This is a genomic window from Paenibacillus sp. HJGM_3, from assembly GCF_045062745.1.
GTDB lineage: Bacteria > Bacillota > Bacilli > Paenibacillales > NBRC-103111 > Paenibacillus_AA.
The window spans coordinates 16,279-35,309 of sequence record NZ_JBJGED010000034.1; the positions used below are offsets into that span (position 1 = coordinate 16,279).

At 54.5% G+C, this 19,031-nt stretch carries 13 protein-coding genes; 5 read left to right on the plus strand and 8 right to left on the minus strand.

Annotated elements, in window-relative coordinates:
• The first annotated feature begins 132 nt into the window (after window positions 1-132).
• From ACI5FR_RS28480 to ACI5FR_RS28490, 3 genes are read left to right on the plus strand one after another with little or no spacing between them, the layout of a single operon-like run.
• Complete coding sequence (locus tag ACI5FR_RS28480) at window positions 133-738, plus strand: DapH/DapD/GlmU-related protein (RefSeq protein WP_405460911.1); 606 nt, start codon at window positions 133-135, stop codon at window positions 736-738.
• A gap of 59 nt (window positions 739-797) precedes the next feature.
• On the plus strand, window positions 798-1,241 hold the full coding sequence (locus ACI5FR_RS28485; protein ID WP_405460828.1) for an SRPBCC family protein: 444 nt from the start codon (window positions 798-800) through the stop codon (window positions 1,239-1,241).
• Complete coding sequence (locus ACI5FR_RS28490; protein ID WP_405460829.1) at window positions 1,238-2,011, plus strand: metalloregulator ArsR/SmtB family transcription factor; 774 nt, start codon at window positions 1,238-1,240, stop codon at window positions 2,009-2,011. Before ACI5FR_RS28485 ends, ACI5FR_RS28490 begins: the two co-directional genes overlap by 4 nt.
• A gap of 96 nt (window positions 2,012-2,107) precedes the next feature.
• Here the strand turns inward: ACI5FR_RS28490 and ACI5FR_RS28495 are convergent, their stop codons facing one another.
• The 8 genes from ACI5FR_RS28495 to ACI5FR_RS28530 all read right to left on the minus strand — a co-directional run bounded on the left by ACI5FR_RS28495 (window position 2,108) and on the right by ACI5FR_RS28530 (window position 14,079).
• A complete protein-coding gene (locus ACI5FR_RS28495) occupies window positions 2,108-3,229 on the minus strand; it encodes an efflux RND transporter periplasmic adaptor subunit (protein WP_405460831.1) in 1,122 nt (373 codons plus the stop codon).
• A 35-nt stretch (window positions 3,230-3,264) separates the two neighbouring features.
• Window positions 3,265-4,137, minus strand: coding sequence for a carbohydrate ABC transporter permease (locus ACI5FR_RS28500; RefSeq protein WP_405460833.1), 873 nt, complete (start codon window positions 4,135-4,137; stop codon window positions 3,265-3,267).
• Between the two features lie 15 nt (window positions 4,138-4,152).
• Complete coding sequence (locus ACI5FR_RS28505) at window positions 4,153-5,034, minus strand: carbohydrate ABC transporter permease (RefSeq protein ID WP_405460836.1); 882 nt, start codon at window positions 5,032-5,034, stop codon at window positions 4,153-4,155.
• Window positions 5,027-6,451: an ABC transporter substrate-binding protein gene (locus ACI5FR_RS28510; RefSeq protein ID WP_405460838.1), complete on the minus strand. Its 1,425-nt coding sequence runs from the start codon at window positions 6,449-6,451 to the stop codon at window positions 5,027-5,029. The genes ACI5FR_RS28505 and ACI5FR_RS28510 overlap by 8 nt, the downstream gene beginning before the upstream one ends.
• A gap of 212 nt (window positions 6,452-6,663) precedes the next feature.
• Window positions 6,664-8,298 (minus strand): type 2 periplasmic-binding domain-containing protein, encoded by a 1,635-nt coding sequence (locus ACI5FR_RS28515; RefSeq protein WP_405460841.1) that lies wholly within the window; start codon window positions 8,296-8,298, stop codon window positions 6,664-6,666.
• Between the two features lie 33 nt (window positions 8,299-8,331).
• Window positions 8,332-11,418 carry an FIMAH domain-containing protein gene (locus tag ACI5FR_RS28520; protein WP_405460842.1) on the minus strand — a complete coding sequence of 1,029 codons (3,087 nt, stop codon included), beginning with the start codon at window positions 11,416-11,418 and terminating at the stop codon, window positions 8,332-8,334.
• A gap of 56 nt (window positions 11,419-11,474) precedes the next feature.
• Window positions 11,475-12,476 (minus strand): zinc-dependent alcohol dehydrogenase, encoded by a 1,002-nt coding sequence (locus tag ACI5FR_RS28525; protein ID WP_405460844.1) that lies wholly within the window; start codon window positions 12,474-12,476, stop codon window positions 11,475-11,477.
• A gap of 190 nt (window positions 12,477-12,666) precedes the next feature.
• Window positions 12,667-14,079 carry an extracellular solute-binding protein gene (locus ACI5FR_RS28530; RefSeq protein ID WP_405460845.1) on the minus strand — a complete coding sequence of 471 codons (1,413 nt, stop codon included), beginning with the start codon at window positions 14,077-14,079 and terminating at the stop codon, window positions 12,667-12,669.
• Between the two features lie 392 nt (window positions 14,080-14,471).
• Between ACI5FR_RS28530 and ACI5FR_RS28535 the strand changes: the two genes are divergently transcribed.
• Window positions 14,472-15,794, plus strand: a complete 1,323-nt coding sequence (locus tag ACI5FR_RS28535) for an ABC transporter substrate-binding protein (protein WP_405460847.1) — start codon at window positions 14,472-14,474, stop codon at window positions 15,792-15,794.
• Window positions 15,795-15,843: 49 nt separating this feature from the next.
• Complete coding sequence (locus ACI5FR_RS28540; protein ID WP_405460849.1) at window positions 15,844-18,972, plus strand: FIMAH domain-containing protein; 3,129 nt, start codon at window positions 15,844-15,846, stop codon at window positions 18,970-18,972.
• Window positions 18,973-19,031: the final 59 nt, after the last annotated feature.

Genomic DNA, 19,031 nt, shown 5'->3' on the forward strand with positions numbered 1-19,031 from the left:
CCCACCCAAACGGAAATCTATCATCCCATCTCCCTCGGATTCAATTTTACACAACCTTAACTCCTCCTTAACGCCCGGAAGATGTCGACAAGCTAATCTTAGTTAAAAACGCGAGGGAGTGATAGTATGGCCATGACGTTCATCAATTATGATGGTCCCAAGAAGAAGCTGTCGGCGGCACCGTCCGTGCATGAATCGGCCGTCTTGCACAATTGTTACGTCGGCGAGTGGACCGCGATCGGAGCCAGAAGCCGTCTGAACGAAGTCGTATTCGGCGATTACAGCTACTGCGTGGATGAAGTGCAGATCAACTACGCCGAGATCGGCAAGTTCTGCTCGATCGCCTCCCATGTGTGCATCAACCCGGGGAATCACCCGATGTGGCGGGTGACCCAGCATCATGCTACATACCGGCGAGCCTCGTACGGGTTCGCGGAACAGGACGATGCGGATTTCTTCGACTGGCGGCGCTCCCATAAGGTCACGATCGGCCATGACGTCTGGATCGGGCACGGGGCGACGATCATGCCGGGCGTGTCGATCGGCACGGGAGCGGTCATCGGCTCCGGAGCCGTCGTGACGAAGGACGTCGATCCGTATACGATCGTAGCCGGGGTGCCGGCCAAGCTTATCCGGGAACGGTTCTCCCGGGAAGCAGCCGACCGGTTGATCGAGATTGCTTGGTGGGATTGGCCGCGGGAAACGCTGCAAGCCCTGCAACTGAGGAGTTGCAAATAGAACGCACTTTTGGTAAACTATGTGCAACTATAGAGTTTCACATAGGAGGATTGCAGGCCATGGAGCAGTATACGGTTGTACGCACGATCTGGGTCGAAGCGCCTTGCGAACGCGTTTGGCTGGCGGTTACCGAAGCGGAGCAGCTCTCCCTCTGGTACGCACCGGGTTCGCCTTGGGAGATCCCTAAGCTGGAGGTGGGAGCTCTAGTGTATTTCCACCATTCGCCGAACGCCTACCACTCCGGCATCGAAGTCGTAACGCTTCGCGCTCAGATCGTCACGGTGGACCGGCCGCATCGTTTTGCCCTTCGATGGGAGATGGATGCGACGGCCCCCGAGATGGTGACCACATTTATACTTCAAGAAGAGCAAGGCGGGACCCGCGTGACCATAACCGAGAACGGTTATCCGAATCAGCAGGAAGGGGAGCGGGTCGAGCAAGGATACTCCATGTCGCTGGAGAACTTGAAGGCACATGCGGAAGGAAGGAGCTTGCCCTATTGAGCGCGGAACGCATCTTTAACGCTCTGGGCGAGCCGATCCGCAGGAAGCTGCTGGAGACGCTCGCCGAGCATACTCCCAAAACCGCCACCGAATTGGCGGCCTTCTTCCCCATCACTCGACAAGGCATTCTCAAGCACCTGAATGTCCTGCAGGCGGCCGGTTTAGTATCGGTTCAGCAAGAGGGCCGCGACAAGCGCTATTCACTTCCCCCTAATAGTCTGGGTGAGATGGAGAAGTGGATCGAGACGCTCGGCGATAGGACGGAGAAGCGCCTGCTGCGACTGCGGGATATGCTGACCGGACCTGCACTCGTGCCGCCGGATCTATCCGGAAGACCGCATCGGCTGTCGGTTTCACGCAATCTCCAAGCCTCGCCGGACGTGCTGTACCGAGCCTGGACCGAACAATTCGACCGTTGGTTCGCCGAGCCGGGCACGGTCCGCATGAGAGCGGAAGCGGGCGCTCCCTTCTACTTCGAGACCGTCTACCGGGTCGATGAGCAGTCGGCCGCTCAGCGTCATCCGCATTACGGACGATTCCTCCGACTCGAGCCCTCCCGGCTCGTCCAGCTGACCTGGGTGACGGGCGCGGGCGGGACCGAGGGCGCGGAGACCGTCGTAACGGTTGAGCTGCAAGCATCCGACAATGGAACGCGACTGCAGCTCGTCCACGAAGGGTTCGCCTCGGAGGAGGCTCGGAATCGGCACGAGCAGGCTTGGCCGCTCGTGCTCGATCAGCTCGATCAGCGGATGCAAGCGACGAGTCCATAAGCCTCTCGCTAGCTCCGCTCTCTCAAGAAAATAATAGCGAATAGGCACTCCCGCAAAAGAATGCGAAGAGTGCCTTATTGTCGTGAATTCTGTCCGTTACGGGCCCAGCACTCGTACTCGGCTCCCGTCCAGAAGAGGCTCGCTGCTTTCCATAATGATGGATTCTTGAGAGAACAGCCCTTCGCCTAACGCGGCCACTTGCTCCGTTGATCCGGCTAGCGTCACTTCTCTGCGTTTGGCGTAGAAGGCGTTGCCTAACGGTCCCTTGCGTTCCTCTACCGTGTACACGTAGGTTCCGGCAGGATCGCTATGGACTGCGGCTTTGGAGAGCAGCAGCGTGCCGGGCTTTCCTGCGCGGACAACCTTCACCTCGGCTTGTTCTCCTCCCGTGAGCGACGCATCCTGAAGGGCCACCTTCATCCGAATCATCGGAACCGCTTCTTTCGCGATAGCGTCGCCGGTTGCCGAAACGGTCAAGCCGGCTATTTGGCCGGACAAGGTGCGGTTATCCAGCCCGAGCAAGTGCGTCTCCATCGGATCTCCAATTTTGAATCCGGCAGCAAGGACGGATGGAAGCTGCAGTTCCAACTGATACCCTTGGGCCGTATTCTCCAGCCGAATGTCCGGATCGCCTGCGTTAGCGGACCCACCCTCCTCGGCATTTACCGTTAATACTTTCCCGCTGAAAGGCGCCTTCAACCATTGATTCGCGCTCAGCTGGGCCTGCATCTCTTCGATCCGCAGCCGCTCGATGTCGATATCGAGCTTGGCGCTCTCCAGGGCGGTCTTGGCGGCCAGGATGCCCCCTTGCTCTCCGCTCTGTTCGGCCATGATATAAGCGTACTCCAGCTGCTGGATCGACAGCTGGAGCTTTTTCAACAACGCCTCCTCCGTTTCCAGCTGTCTCGAGGCATCCCGCGTATCGTACTCTACTAGATTCTCCCCTCTCTCGACCGTATCGCCCTCCTTTACAAGCACGCGTTTAACGATCCTACCCGCCTTTCCCGTAAGTTCCCGCACTTCCACCGGCTGAATGATCCCTTGACCGGTATACGTCTGATCCAGCTGACCCGGACCGGCCGTCTGCGTCTTTACCTTCGGCAATGTCATGGAGTACAACGTATTGCTGAGCAAGGTACTGCCTGCTAAGAGGACCAGCATGCAGCCCGAGATCCAATGAAGCCAACGTTTGCGGCTCCCGGTCTTCTCCTCATCCATCCGGATGTTCGCTTCGATGCGTCCCCGCCTCCTCTCTACCCCTTGATTCCGGAGAGCTGTACCCCTTCAATGAACTGCGCTTGAGCGTAGAGGTACACCAAGATCATGGGACTCATATAGAGCACCGAGGCGGCGAAGACGACGCCTCGCGCTTCTTGGCCGAGCTGCGCCAGATAGAGAGACAACGGCTGCAGGACGGCGTCCTGCAGGAAAATTAGCGGCTGCTCGACCATATTCCAGTAATCGACGAACAGCAGCACGGCGAGTGCGGCGAGTCCCGGCCGTACGAGCGGCAGAATGATCCGGACGAATATCGTGAGGTGGCCGGCTCCGTCCATCTGGGCGGCTTCCGACAGCGCCCCCGGAATCTGGCTCATGAATTGACGCAGCATGAAAACGCCGAACGCGCCGAAGATGCCCGGCAGGATGATTGCGGCTCTCGTATTCAAGAGCTCCAGCTTGTCCAAAACGATATAGTTCGGGACCAACGTCACCTGGAAAGGCATAAGCATCGTCAATAAATAGCATAAAAACCAGGTCTCCCTTCCCCGAAAGCGTAGTTTGGCGAAAGCATACGCCGCTAGCGACCCGACCAGCATTTGCCCCAGCAGGATGGGTGCGACCAGTCCCGCCGAATTCCAGAACATCCGCAGGAATTTCGGATTTCGTACCAGCACTTCCGCATATTGATCCAAGGTGACCCAATCCGGAATCCATTTCAGATTCGCGAATGCCGGTTGTGCCCCGGCGGCCACATTCGCCATTTTGCCGACCGGATCATAATTCAGCTCGATCTCCTGCTCTGTCATCAGCGAATTCGTGACGGTGAGCACAATGGGCCCGAGCGTCAACAAGGCCGCGATAGCTAGAACGGCCGTCACGCTTAGAGCGGGAATCCGTCTGAACATCGCCGTCCCCTCCTCTCATTCCATGAAGCTTTGGAACCGGCGTTCCACGGCCAGCAGGACGAACACCAGACTCAGGATACATACGACCATTAGGGTGGCTGCGGCCGTCAGCTTTTGGATATCCAGCGTGAAGAACATATTGTTCATGTAGTGCTGCAGCATATAGATCCGGTCATACGGGTAATCGCCGGCGAGCAGATAGGTCTCGCGGAACACCTTGAACGAATTCAGAATCGAGATCAGCACGACGAAGACCATCGTAGGGGTCGAATAAACCAGCGTGATGTGGTATAGCTGGCGAAGCCGGCCCGCCCCCTCGATCCTCGCCGTCTCATAGTACGAGACGGGAATCGACTGAAGTCCGGCCAGGAACAAGATCATGTCGTAGCCGATGTTTTTCCAAATGTACAGAACGGCTAGCACCCCCATCGCCCCATCGGATTGCAGCCAATCGATGCGTTTCCCGTAATGGCTGTTCCACCAGGCGTTCACGGCGCCGTTCCAATCAAAGAAGATTTGCCAAACCATAATGATCGAGGCTACCGGCACGACCAACGGCAGGATAAACGACGTCTGCAGCCATTTCCGCAGCATCAGCTGCCGGTTCAAGAGCATCGCCAGGCTCAAAGACAATAGCACCAGCAGCGGGACGCTCACACCGGTGAAAAACAGCGTATTAAGGGCCGCCTTGTGGAACGACCTGCTGGCGAGCAGCGCCGCGTAATTGTCGAAGCCTACGAACTGGCCGCCAATCGTGGAATCGGTGAACGAATACAAGAGCCCCATCCCGAATGGGAGGATGTAGAACAAGAGGAACCCGGCTGCGCTGGGGGCCAAGAAGAGCCAAGCGGCCGCCCCGTCCTTCCCCAGCCAAGCCGGCCTTCGCAGCTTATTCATTCAAGTACGTCGTAACCTTGTTCTGAATCAGCTTCGCCACGTCGCTCGCCGGTTTCTGGCCGCTGAAGAACGCTTGGCTCTCCTTCAGGACGATCTCTTCGATCTTGGTCGGCTGGAACGCTACCGGATGGACGGATTCCGACAAGTAGCCTTCGAGCTGCTGCAGCTGGGCGGGATCGACGGGGATCGACGCTCCGTGCAGAGGACCCAGCTCATAGGTTTTGACCGTGCCGCTGCTCAGGAGCTGCTGCACTTGCTTCTGATACACCTTCTTGTTGATCGGGAAGCCGGCCCGCTCCGGCGCAGGCTGCACTTCCTCCGACATCAGATACTGGAGAAAAGCCCAGGCTTCCTGTTTCACCGGTGATTTCTCGTTGATTCCGACGCTCAGGTAAGGGTAGAAATAGCCACCGGCTTTCGTTCCTTCTGCTCTAGGCTTGGCATACAACCTGGATTGTTTACCTGTTTCTTTCATCGACACGAGATAATCCCAAGCCGAATTGATATTTCTGGGCGTGAAGTAGGCCCCACCGCGTTGCGCGGCGAAAACTCCATCATCGTACATCCGTTTCACCATCTGCATCATTTCGGTGAAAGCGGCCGTCTCGAAGTTGGCCTTCCGTATTTCTTCGTCCACGAAGCGGGTATAGTTTTCCTTCACCATTTCGCTCAGCAACGCTTGCATCGCTTCTGTGCCCTGTGCGGGCATGATTCCAGCCGAAGTGGGGGCCTCGCTTTTGAGCGGCCCTGTTTGATTCAATTGCTTGAGCGTCTCGGCGTACGTCTCCCATGTCCACGTCTTATCGTCGAATTGCACGCCCGTCGGCTGGATCGCCCCTTCATTCCCGATCAGCACGTTCAGGAAGAACGAGATCGGCATCCCGTACAACCCGCCGTTCGTCTGGCTGTTCTCCAGAATGTTGTTGAAATAATCGCCCCGGATGAACCCGGGATCTTTCTTCAGCAGCCCGCTGAGATCGGTCAGCAGGTGCTGGCCCACATACTTTTCGCTCGGCAGGACGTCCAGGGTGAGCATGTCGGGGCCTTTGCCGGACAACATGGCGGTGTTCGTCGAAGTAATATATTTCTCCATTTCCGCTTCCAGCTGCGCATCGTCCGCATTCACTTCCTTCAACTCGATGGTGATGTTCGGGTGGGCCGCCTCATAGCTCCGCTTGGCCTGCTGCAGTCGTTCGTTCGGGAAAAAGGTGGAGAACACGATGGTCGCCTTCCCGCCATTCCCCGAACTCTCGGGAGCGGTCCCCGTCTGGACGGGAGCGAGCGTCTCGCCCGCCTGTCCCGTATCCGTCCCGGCGGTTCCTTGCGGATTGCCGCCCGAGGGACTGGAGCTGCAAGCCGACATCCCGATCATGGCCAAGCTCAAGCCGAGTCCCAGCCAAATTTTCGTTTGTTTCATCCTTTCTCTCCATCCTTATCCAATAGATTGGGGTGCCGTCTATTCCACTGTAAGCTATGGATGTGGCAGTCCCTTCTCCAAGTTGTCAACTAAATGTGTCCGAACGGGTGGACCATCGGACCCGGGCTTTCACCGGATATACAAAAAGACCAGCCCGCATTTCTGCAGGCTGATCTTAAGTTCCTAATTGCATTCTCGGCTAAAGGCACCGATTAGTTAGCGGACTTAAACTTAATGTCCTTCTTCAACGCGGCCCCGATTTGCTGCGCATAACCCTCGAACAACTCTTTGCCGTGATATTTTGGGCCCATCAGCTCTTCGCGGTACTTCGGCCAATTGGAGGAATCCTTCTCCTCAAGCAACACCTTCGCTTGGTAAATGTACAGCTGCTTCCGGAACCCCGCCAGGTCATACCCTTCAACAGGTGACACGTTCGTTCCTAGATCGGAATATTTGTAAGTCCGAAGCTGCTCCAAAATTTTACGGTCGCGGTCGGTTTCGTCCGAATTCACCAGCTCCAACCCGAGAGCCAGCGGCGAGAGGCTGATTTTGCCGAAGACGGCAGCGTAAATTTCGTTATAGCCATTTTTATCGGTGAAATCCTTCTTATAGGCGGCGGCATCTACAATGATTTTTTTGCCGTCGCGTTTGTAGTGCGTCCCTTCCACACCATAGTGGGTCAACAGAAAGCCTTCTTCGCTCGCCAGCCAATCCAGAATTTCAATCGTCCGCTTCACTTTTTTCTCATCCGATTTGGCACTGATCATGAACGGGGTGCTCGGCAGCGCTGCATAGCTCATAAAGTTGTTCGGCGCTATGTTGAACGGCACGAACTCCGCGGCCACTCCGGTTACGTCCCTCGTTTTTTTCTGTACGCTGTTGGGCGCGTTTTCGAACACAGCATCGCGCGCGGTCGAGTAGAAGATCCCGGCTTTCCCCTGCTGAACCTTATCCAGGTGCTGCGGGCTCTTTTGCAAATACCAGTTCGGATCCACAACCTTCATGTCGATCAACTTGCGGATATCCTCATATACGGCGGATGCGCGAATATCGCTGCCCGAATCGATAAATTGATTATTGGCATCGACGTAAAAGCCGGGATTCAAGTTATGCTTCAGCCATGCCGGAAAATCCTTAGGAATAGCGGCTCCGCCGGCGGCGGCCGTAATGCCGTACGTATCGTTTTTCCCGTTCCCATCCGGATCATTGAATGTAAACGCTCTCGCAACGGCGACGAATTCGTCGTAATTGGTTGGAACCTTCAGATTTAAGCTGGGGTCTTTTTTATTTAAAGCATCGATCCAGTCTTTTCTCACATAGTGGGACAGAAACTGCTCGCGGTCAAAGAGAATCGGCGCTCTCATGAAAACGTTCTGAACCTGAAATCGCTGCATTTCGGTTTCGCTGATCCAATACTTGTAATAGTTCGGCATCGTTTGCGGCGATACGTATTTCGTCAGATCGGCCGTTATTTTATCGATAATGTACTTATTCGATTCGGCTCCGCCCGACTGGAACATATCCGGGACGTCGCCTGAAGAAAGACGAAGGTTCAGCTTTGTTTGAAAATCGTTTAGGTTCGAAATGTAATCGATCTTCAGATCGACGTTGAACTTTTCTTGGATTTTCTTCAAGATAATATCCTGGCTCTTATCGGCAAGAAGATCCTTGTTGGCCGGAGCGATAATCATAAAGTTGAGCGAAAGCTTTTCTTTCGTCTCGGGCGCCGGCTTCGCGCTGCTGCCGTTATTCGGAGCGTCTGCAGGCGGCACCTCGCTTTTCCCGCATGCCGCAAGCACCAAAGCGGATGTCAGCGACAGAGCGACGATCTGATTCAATCTCTTCATTTTACAGCCCCCTAAGATAGAAGTTATTCCATGCTAGCTTCCCAACAAGCTTTGCACGTCGATACCCAATGGATCTCTTGCATCCTGTGTCAGCTGGCCGGACATGGCCGGGTTCACCAAATGCTTGTGGAAATCCACCAGATGCTTGACGGCTTTTTCCTTCTCCCCTTGATCCAGGAAGAAGCGCGCTTGCTTTAACGCATTCTCGAGCTGGCTCGCCGGTGCCGTCTGGATCTTTCCGGCTTGAATGAATGCATGCAGCTCTTGCTGCAGCGAGTCCGGCGTCACCGTAACGGAAACGGGGATCCGATTGGTTTCGAATGTGCTTCCTTCAATGGCAATTCTCGCCCAGACCTCCGCCGTTCCCGGGTTTTTGGCAACCAACCTGCCGTTTTCGAAGAAAACGATGGAAGCATCGCTGCTGAAATATTCCGGGCTTCTACGCTCCAGCTTCTGGATGGCGCGGTTCTTTTCCAATAGTCCCGTGATCGACGGATTCGCCGTCGCGCCTCTCGTCAGGCTTGTTGCCGATAAGTCGAGCTTCGCGCCAATAGGGCTTACCGCTACGCCTGGAATCGTTATCCGAAGCAAATCGGTATCCTCCGTCAGATAAAACCGTCCGAAATCGTCCTGCCCGAGCTTATTGGTTTTGCCTGATTTTCGAATCACTTGCTTTTGCTTCGTGACGGCGTCAATGACGAAAAACTGACCGGCCTGGGAGCCATAAACGTTGCCGTCGGTTCCGACTTGGAACTCGGCATCCCGCCATACCGCGCTGGTATAAGAGCGGGACATGAGATTTTGTCTATGCACCACTGCTTTGGTTTCGGGATTAAAGATAAACAGATCGCCTTCCGCTGAGCCCCAAATGTTGCCGTCCGGTCCGACAATCAGCTCGGTAATCCCTTTCTTGCCGGGAACCGGAACCATTTCAAACACCTTTTCTTTTTTCACCGGGTCCCAAATAAACAGCTTCGCTTCCGTTTCGGTCGGGTTGATGCCCAGTCCGCCCCATACGTTCGAGCCGGCATAGATGAGACCGTCCTTGTACGTAACGGCCGTTACGCTTTGATTCGGAATGACATTGTGATAAACTTCCCGCTCGTGCGACTCCAAATCGTAGATCACCAGGGCACCGCCAAGATATCCGTACTTCGGAACGGTTCCAATGACGAGCTTGCCCTCATTCGGCATGATCGTTCCCGCAAGCCCACGGTCCTGAAGACCCACATCGGACGCGGTGAACAAAAATCTCGGATTCGGCGCCGTCGGACTCTGCATATCCCAAGGCAGCGACTGATCATATTCGTAGACGCGCATACCGGTATAAGTCACATAATAGATTTTATCCTTGTAGCTATAAATTTTATCGGCTTGCGTACCCGGTACGGTCTGTTCTTTCCCGACGGTCGTTTTGGAATATTCTTGCTTGATGCTGGTTACGGGGTCGTACATCGCCACGCCGCCTACCAGGAAAGCGCTCGTATGCATAACTCCGTCAAGTCCTTTTGAAACGGTATGCAAGCCGCTAGGTTCCCCGGCGATCGGCAGGAATCCATTTTTCACTTTTCCGGTAGAGGGGTTGTATTTGAATAACCGGCCTTCCATAACTCCTACTAGGGAATAGCCTGGAAACTCCGGATCGGACAGCTGTGCAAAGGTGAAGCCGTTAGCGTCCGCCAGCGTATCGATTCCCAGCATTTGATACTCCTTCGAATCGAAATCGTAATAGCCGAGCTCCGATGCGGCCGTAAAGTATACCCTGTTCTCATCGGGGGACTTGGGCGAAATGAGTCTGGATGTGATCTGAGCGTCCGTCTCCTCAAACACGCCGGTCTTGAGATCCAGCGCCAGCGTCGCTCCTGGAGAAAGTCTCATGAACATCTTATCCTGGACGACCTTCATATCCCAGACGAACTGGGCGGACGCGAATTTTTCGGGAATCGCAATTTCGGACTTTTCCCCGGTGTCCCGGTCGTAACGGATGACATGAGCATGGGAGCCGATGCCGAAATAATAATCGTTTCGCAGCTCGTCGTAAGCAACCGAGTAGGCATAGAACTCCTCCGGAGTCGCACGGCCCATATTGATCAGCTCTCCGGTAACTGTGTTGTATTCGAAGGTTTCGTTGCGGTTATAAGTTCCGCCGATCAGAATGCCCTCCGGTCCGTTTTTTAGGTCGAACATGGCGGAGCCTGGCAGCTTTTTAACGAAATGAACCTTGTCTTCGCCCGGAATATACTTGAACAGATTGGTCGGAGTTCCGGCTATGTACACCGTTCCATCAGGCTGAACCGCAAGACCGCGCAGATGCTCGCCTTTATAATAGGTGCTGCCTATCGTGTCCTCTACCGTGATTTGCTTGAGTACCGTTTCCGACTCCACATCGATGACGAGCAGCTTCGCCGGGATTCCCGATAAGGTCGCGTATGCGAGCGTTCGGCCGGACGGCTCGCGATGAAACACCGCCCGCGAGATATCCACGTTGTGTACGAACTGTCCCAGGTTCGTTAATTCGTAAGGAATGTTTGAATCCTCAACCAGACTTAAATGCATATCGTCCACAATCGCAGATCCTTTCCCGCTATTTTGGCTATACACCAGAACTCTGGCGACGGTGGCCGTTTCCGCCGCATCCGCTTCAACCATAAACTCCGTCCATGCCGATGCAGGCGTTAGCTGAACGAATTTGTTCGTAAGCGAGGCGTTGACCACATTGTCAGCGGCGCTTGTATAAGTGCGGATCCCTACATAAACCGTCCCTGTCGTTTGAATGGCTTTAAACCGGAGCAGCAGCGAATCGCCGCCGTTAATTTCCACCGGGTCGCTGTAAGCGACGACTGCGGTCGAAGTGGATTGATCCCCGACGATCAAACTGTTATTTCCCTCTGCGCTAAGAGCATCGGTTACTTCCATCGTGATGCCCGCCGCTTTCGTCCGGAGATTCCAGCCCGGGATAGGCCGATCGCTGTCTCCCTCCATCTCAAAGCTGGGATTGAGCAGCAGGTTCGGCCCCGCCGCCTGCACGATCCTGCCAGATGAGCCTCCAGCCCAAACGGGGGATAGCAAACATAGTGCCAGCATCACTTTTACCGCAATGGACCATCGTTTTACTTTCATCGTCATTAACCTCCATCATTCCGGATGATTGAGTCTGCCTGCCGAAAGTCGATGAATTACTGATATTGGATAACGGCTCCGATCAAACTGTCCGGTGTCTCCAGATAGCGTTCGTACAATCGGTCCGCCTCTTCCAAGGGGAAGTGCCGGAGCAGCTCAGGCTCCAGCCGGACCTGCCCCAGCTCCAGCATACGTAGATAAGCCTGCATGTTGCGCCCCTCCGTCCACCTCACATAACCGGACGGGTAATCGATTCCATCCTTCTCATAGACCTCATCGTACCGGCCGGGGCCGCCGGCACGGGATACGATCAGCTGCGCTTCCTTATGGAACATCGCCGAACGGGTAAACTCCATCTGCAGATCGCCTACAATGATCATTTTCCCCCGATCCCTCAGCCACTTAAAGCTGTTGTCAAGCAGCTCCTTCTGCTTCCCGCCGATGCAATGGAATACGGCATCCGCCCCTATCCCCCGGGTGATCGTTCGCAGCAACTCCGGAACCTCCTCCGTGCCGGCGCAAATGTTCACGTAAGGCGTGGCGCTTAAGGCCGCCCTGCGATTGGGGAGCAGGTCGACGGCTATGACATGAATACCGGCAGATGCGGCGATTCTGCATAGCAGCTGCCCGATTATTCCGAGGCCGATTACTACAGCGCTTTCACCGAATTGAAGCCCGGACAGCCTGAGCGCATGCATAGCGATTACTCCAATGCCGACAGTGGACGCGTCGGATAAATTTACAGAAGAGGGTACGGGCGCCACAAGCTGTTTGGGTACGAGGATATATTCCGAATGCCGGACGAACGGTCCGCCGTAACAGGCAACCGGCTGATCCTTCTCGATCCCGGAAACTCCTTCTCCGATATCGATCGCAATACCGGAAGCGCTGTACCCGATCGGTGTCGGGTGCTCCCGCATGGACTTGATGGAGGTCAATTCCGTTCCCGGGCTTACGGTCGAATAACAGGTTTTCACGAGCACGTGGTTTTTCTTCAGCTCCGGAATCGGGTGCTCCATTAGCGATACTTTGCCAAGCTGACTAACAACAGCCTTCAAGCCCAATTTCCTCCTTTACCGTCTTTCTAACATGTATCTAATTCATATAAAATGTATGACTTTTCCGTTTATCTGTCAATACAAATTGATATTTAATTTATATCAACAAAAAAGACCTCGCTCGCACGGCTTTCACTCCGCACGACAAGGTCATTGTTCAGCATTCCGGTTCCGTCGTTTAGCCATTCAATTACTGACTCACAGGCTCCTGCCTCGATTCTCTCAGCTTGTTCTCGATATTCCGGCACATCGTCTTTTTATCGTGAAGCTCCGACCAGTAAAGCTGGGCTTCTCGCAAAACGATACTCAACTCTTTGGTCTTCAGCTTTAAGTCGGAAGACAACCTGAAGGTAGGAATGATTTCGCGGAACATCCGGAATCGCGACGGGCGGTTCATCGGCGCTTCCTCCCCGGTCCACTCGGCCGCACTTTTATTCGCCGGGATGCTAAGGGTGCGTTTACGGATCATCAGTTGCGCCTCATAGGAGGTGAGGAACTCACACAGCAGACTCGCCGCCTCCTTTACCTTTGATTTCCGGTTAACGGTAAGCCCTATAATGATCATCAGCGTCTTATAGTCGTAATTGGTGGGCAACGGTGCAATGTCAAAGGAGATGTCCGCATTTCGCAAATCGTTCAGGCCCGCATACGTCGTCATGATGATCGAAACCTTGCCCTGGGCGAATAACTCCTCGGCATCCTCCTCGCTCTTCGAGAGCACCGTCGGAAAGACGCCCTTCATCGTTAAAAGCTCCTTGCAAATGTCCAAGCTGTCCATCAGCTTGGTGCCGTAAAGGTTATAGTTTCCCGATTGATCCGGCTCAAAGGACATCCCGCTCTGGATCATAAAAACCGGCCATCTGTTCCGCGCCAGCATGGAAAAATGGAAGCCGTACCTTTCGTTCTCAATGGCCAGCTTCTCTGCGGCGCGGAACAGATCGGACCATGTCCAGCCGCTGTCCGGCTCCTGCAGTCCGTTCTGCGCGAAGTGGTCCCGATTGTAGCAGAGCACCAGCGGCGCGTAAATGAACGGCTGCACGAACTGCTCGCCCTGGCAGGTAAAAGGCTTGGCCAAGAATGGATAATGATCCGGATCATACCGGACCGGCTCCAGCATATCGACGGCTTCATTCTCTTCAAGTAACTGGAAATTGTAGTCGTTAATCGTAACGATATCCAATAGATGAGCATCCATATATTCTTTGGCGAAGGTGTAGAAGTGGTTGGTCGGTATACTAAGCGTCTGTACTTGGATGTGCGGATAGCGCTTATGAAACTCGCCAATCAAATATTCAATGTCGGTTTCCGTATTGATCGTAGTATGATAGCCAAACCGGACAACCGTTTTGGATTCCGGCTCGACGGGAAGAACACGGTTGCCCACTTTGGGAATTTTCTCGATCAAGCCGTCGCGTACGAGCTCCTCGAGCCCTTTCCGCACGGAATTGTTGCTAAGTTGATAAAGCTTCCCCAGTTCGGCCTCCGACGGCAAAAACTTATCCGCAGGAATCTTGCCCGATAATATATCTTTTCTCAGCAATTCAACCATCTCGTCCAGACGGCGCTGGAACGTTTTCCGGCTCGGCTTGTTTTTTGGCGTCATCGTTTGATTCTCCCCATCCTGCTTGCGGTGTAATTCGTATCTGGATTATATCATAAAACCTGTCCGGAAACAGGTTGGCCCGATGCTAATATTTTAACAATCGGGTTGGTGGCTCGATTCCGTCTAGCCTCGTCACCTGAAGATAGCGTTATAGAATCTTATTAATGTGAATTAAATATGAATTTATTATTGACAAAATCATCGATGAATTATACGTTATAAATGAATTAGATAACAATTAGCGCGCAAGTATGAAATCGGTTACATAATACTCCTTAGATTACGTCGACCGTTTTTTTTTTGAAGACATTGATGGATTTGAACCGTTTGTCTCGAGCAACAAGGGTATGCGGATCAAATAAATAAAATGTAGCTATGGGGAGGTTTTATGCATGAAGAAAAATTGGCTGGCCTTATCGGCAGCGGCTGTTCTACTGTTTACCGCCGCGTGCAGCGGCGGCGGGACACCGAAGTCCTCGGAGGGAACGAGTGCGCCGTCTGCGGCGAATAAGCCGAGCGTAACGGACCGTAAGGCGGAGATTACGTTTTATTTGACGACGAACAATGTCGCCGTGGAAACCTTTGACAAGAGATACGGGGACAAGGTTCGGGAGAAATTCCCGAATTATACGATCAAGTACGTGATGCAAAGCAGCGGCAACGGTATTCCCGAGTTGCTCGCCGCGGGGGAAGTAGTCGACATCATCATTACCTCCGACGCTTTTACGCCGATCTTTCTTACTCCATATAACCTCCAGTACGATATTACCGCGCTCGTCAAGCAGAATCAAACCGATCTGACTCAGTTCGAACCTACCACGATCGAGCTTCAGCGAGCGATGGCGAACGGCGGCATTTGGGGACTTCCGATAGGGATCAACTCCGCCAGCTTGATGTACAACCGGGACCTTTTTGACAAATTCGGCGTTGCCTACCCAAAAGAGGGCATGACTTGGGACCAGCTGTACGAGCTTGCCCGGACGATGACTCGCAACGAAGGAGGCGTTCAATACAAAGGGCTCGTCATGTCGTTCCAGCACATGATGTATTTGAACCAGCATTCCGCGGCGTTTACGGATGACAAGGCGGGCAAGGCGCTGATGACGGACGAGAACTTCAAAAAGGCGTTCGAGAACCTGGCGCGTTTCTACAAGATCCCGGGGAATGAGCCCCCGAACAACAAATATACCCTTGCCTCGCAGACGGACGCCTATGGCAAGACCAAGACCGCGGCGATGTACGCCTCCCTTAGCGGCGCTCCGGCCGAGGATTCCGCTATGAATTGGGATGTCGTGCAGCTGCCGTTCCTTCCCGAGAAGCCGGGCGTAGGCCCTCAGGCGCGTACGGATTACGCCTATTTGACGAGCCTCAGCAAAGATAAGGAGGCGGCGTATGAGGTTATCGAATACCTCGTATCTCCCGAATTTCAAAAATGGAAGCTCGCGGAAAACCAAGGCTACTCCGCGTTGAAGGATCCGGCGATCAACAGCAGTTACGGCAAAGGAAAACCTTGGCTGGAGAGCCGCAATACGAAATCGTTCCTCCCGCAAAAGTACGCGCCCGCCACGTTGAAATCGAACCAGCAAAGTGCGGCCGATAAGGAAGCCTTGGCCGCTTTGGACGCCTACTTGAACGGGACCGATATCAACACGGCCCTGCGCGAAGCGAATGACCGGCTCCAGAGAACGATGGACTTAGCCAAGAGCGGAAAATAACAAAGCGTCCGGTTCAGATGCAAACACTCTCGTCAAGGAGGTCGTTACCTTGAAGATAAATGACAAACATGCGAAAGCAGCATTTGCAGTCCGTCTGTTTTTCGTCTTTAGCCTAATTGCGGCATTGGTATTCCCCGCTTCCGGCGCCTACGCCGACGAAACGATGCCGAATTTGCTGGCAAACCCCGGCTTTGAAACGCCGTCCGAGGAAGAAGGCGCTATTCCAGGCTGGAACATCAACGGCGGAACGTCCGCGATTAAGCCCGGCATTGCCGTAGAGGTGACAAACGATACGAGCAGCAGCGGCAACAGCAGCCTGCATGTGGCCGACGACGCCGCGAATGCCGCGATCGTTCTGTACAGCGATCCGATTGAGGTAACGCCCGGCCGAACGTATCAGCTGGCCGGCAAAGCGAAGGAGGCGCGAGGCACCATTTACGCCGGCCTCCGCTATTACAAGAAAGAGACGGACAATGTCATTTCAGGCTTCATCCCGAAGGCGAATTTTATTGCCCTTCCTTCTTCCTTAACATGGACGGATTTCGGCTTGGAGGCGCAGGCGCCGGCCGAAGCGGCTTACGCCCGAATTTTGCTGTATACGGCATCCGCCTCGACGGGAGCGGCTTACTTTGATGATTTGCATTTCAGCCTGAAGCCTGAAGAGCAGGGAGAAATCATTCCATACGATTTGACGAATTTAGGGTCTACGATTCATACCGTTAATACGCACCGCGCGGCGTTCGGCACCGACGCCTCCGGCCGGCTGGTCGCTTATTCCACTTTGGACGGCGCGGTAGCCAAGCTTCTGGTGATCGACGTGGAAACGGACACGCTGCTCGCCCAAATTCCGGTCAGCGCGAACGTAAACGGCACCGAATATTCGTCCACCTACGTTAGGGGGCTGGTCGTTGAGCCCGATGGCACCGTCTATTTGGCCGGAACTCCTAGCCATATGTTCAAATATGTGCCGGGCACCGAAAAGATGGAGTACATCCGCAGAGTCGCCGGATCTCAGGTGTTCGACATGAAGGCCGGACCGGACGGAATATTGATCGGGGGCACCTACAACCGGAGCGAAGCGTTCGAATACAACACCGCCACGGGCGAATACAAAAGCCTGGGCCGCATTCTGGACGACGAATATTACGCCTACTCCGTCGCGTACGACGCCGCACGCAACGACGCTTATTTCGGAATCGGCGCGAACGCTCGGCTTGTGAAGCTCGATCGGGACACCGGAGTCAAAACCGAAATTGCGGTGCCCGCGCAATTTGCCGAATCGAATTTTATATTTGATATGGAAATCGCCGGCGACAAGCTGTTTATGCGTTTCTCTCCGGGCGGTACGATCGGCTACGATTTGAAAACGGGCCAGTTCGACGAAACCAAAGGCATCATAACCTCTCGACTTGTCTCTCAGGCTTCGCCTGTCGACGGCAAAGTGTACTTTACGTCCGACAACCAGGTAGGATTCTACGACCCCGCCACCAGGCAATACACGACGCTTGACGCCTATACGGACGGCGAAGCATACGCCTTCCATTTCGCGCAGCTGGCCGATCCGGCGCTCCCCGGCTACACGCTGGTCGGAATCACCAGAGAAGGCCGGATCTTCAAGCACAATTTGCAGCTCGGCACAACCAAATACACGATTCTCGACATTGAAGGCGAACCCGGGGAGCTGCAGACGGTGGAGGTTGGGAACGACGGCCGTGTGCATACGAGCGGCTACCTGTCGGGCGGCAACGCCATTTACGACCCGCTGACCGGCAAACGGGAGGAATATACGAACGAGACGAGGGGGCTCGGCCAAAGGCTTCCTCAAACGGATAAGATTCTGAGCTTCAAGGACAGCATGTATTACATCACTTACCCGAATATGAAAGTATTCGAGTTCGACCAATATGGGCCGTGGGACCGCAATAACCAAACGGATCCGAACCCGAGATTGCTGTTCTCGGTCAGTGACGTCGGCGAGCAGGACCGCGGGCGGGGCATCGTTCTCGAGGAGGAAGGCAAGCTCGTGCTCGGAACGGTTCCGAAGTATGGCCTTTTGGGCGGAGCCCTTGTCATTTATGACTTTGCCACGCGCGAGCGCGAAGTTTACCATAACGTCATCGACCAACAAAGCGTGACGGCCGTCACGTATAAGGACGGACTTGTTTACGGCGGCTCGAATGTATGGGGCGGACTGGGCGTGGATCCGACCGCAAAAGAGGCGAAGCTGTTCATCTGGGACATGGCTAATAAGCAGAAGGTGTTCGAAATCGCGCCCGTTCCCGGCAAAAGAGCGATTACCGAATTGATCGTCGGCCCCGACGGGAACATATGGGGAGCGGCGGAAGGCGTTCTGTTCATTTTCGACCCGAACACCCGCAAGGTAATCCATACGCAGACGATCGTGCAGCGGACATACACCGGGGCTGTATGGCGGGATGCGCAATTCGAGATTGGCACGGACGGAAACGTCTACGGGGTGCAATCGAACAGGTTTTTCGTCATCCATGCCGAAACGAAGAAAATGACGGTCATTCGCGATGTCGGAATCCGCAACTGGTTGGCACAGGACAATTTCGGAAACTTCTATTTGACGGAGGACACGAGCTTGCTCCGCCTCTCGATACCGGAGCTGGTTCTTGATCCGGTCGGCGCCGTGCTGAAAATGGAATCGACGTCGCTGAGCCGCGGGCAACCCGTACAGCCTTCCGTCAGCTTGCTGCTCGAGCAAGGCCGATCAGTCGACAAAATCGAGCGCAGAAATCCGCAATATTTCAGCAGCAACTCGAATGTGGTTCGTGTCGAAGACGGCAAGCTGAAGGCCGCCGATCCAGGGACGGCCGAAGTATGGGCCTCGTTCGTCTTTGACGGTGTGACGTACGTGACCAATCGGGTAACCGTGACGGTAACCGTGACGATGGAAACGGTTCAGGCCGAGCTGGAACGATATGTTCAAGACGGCCAGATCGGCATTGCGATCTCCTCCCAACTGACGAATTCGCTGAAGCAGGCGGAGCATTTCATCGCGATAGAAATCCCCGCTCAAGCGTCGAAGCATTTGGAGGATTTCCTTAAGCACCTGAACAATCCGGCGCTCTCCGAACGAACTACGGATGCCGCCCGCAGCGTTCTCGAAGCGGATGCTCGCGCGCTTTCCGAATCCTTGCGCGGCAGCCGGTAACGACCCTAAGCCCGCTTCCGTGCCTGTCGGCACGGCATGCGGGCTTCATTCCGATTCAG

Bases quoted from the DNA above. Each gene is read 5' to 3' on its own strand.
- ACI5FR_RS28480 (WP_405460911.1), top strand. From the start codon at position 133: ATGACGTTCATCAATTATGATGGTCCCAAGAAGAAGCTGTCGGCGGCA.
- ACI5FR_RS28515 (WP_405460841.1), bottom strand. From the start codon at position 8,298: ATGAAGAGATTGAATCAGATCGTCGCTCTGTCGCTGACATCCGCTTTG.
- ACI5FR_RS28510 (WP_405460838.1), bottom strand. From the start codon at position 6,451: ATGAAACAAACGAAAATTTGGCTGGGACTCGGCTTGAGCTTGGCCATG.
- ACI5FR_RS28535 (WP_405460847.1), top strand. From the start codon at position 14,472: ATGAAGAAAAATTGGCTGGCCTTATCGGCAGCGGCTGTTCTACTGTTT.
- ACI5FR_RS28505 (WP_405460836.1), bottom strand. From the start codon at position 5,034: ATGAATAAGCTGCGAAGGCCGGCTTGGCTGGGGAAGGACGGGGCGGCC.
- ACI5FR_RS28500 (WP_405460833.1), bottom strand. From the start codon at position 4,137: ATGTTCAGACGGATTCCCGCTCTAAGCGTGACGGCCGTTCTAGCTATC.
- ACI5FR_RS28520 (WP_405460842.1), bottom strand. From the start codon at position 11,418: ATGAAAGTAAAACGATGGTCCATTGCGGTAAAAGTGATGCTGGCACTA.
- ACI5FR_RS28485 (WP_405460828.1), top strand. From the start codon at position 798: ATGGAGCAGTATACGGTTGTACGCACGATCTGGGTCGAAGCGCCTTGC.
- ACI5FR_RS28495 (WP_405460831.1), bottom strand. From the start codon at position 3,229: ATGGATGAGGAGAAGACCGGGAGCCGCAAACGTTGGCTTCATTGGATC.
- ACI5FR_RS28530 (WP_405460845.1), bottom strand. From the start codon at position 14,079: ATGACGCCAAAAAACAAGCCGAGCCGGAAAACGTTCCAGCGCCGTCTG.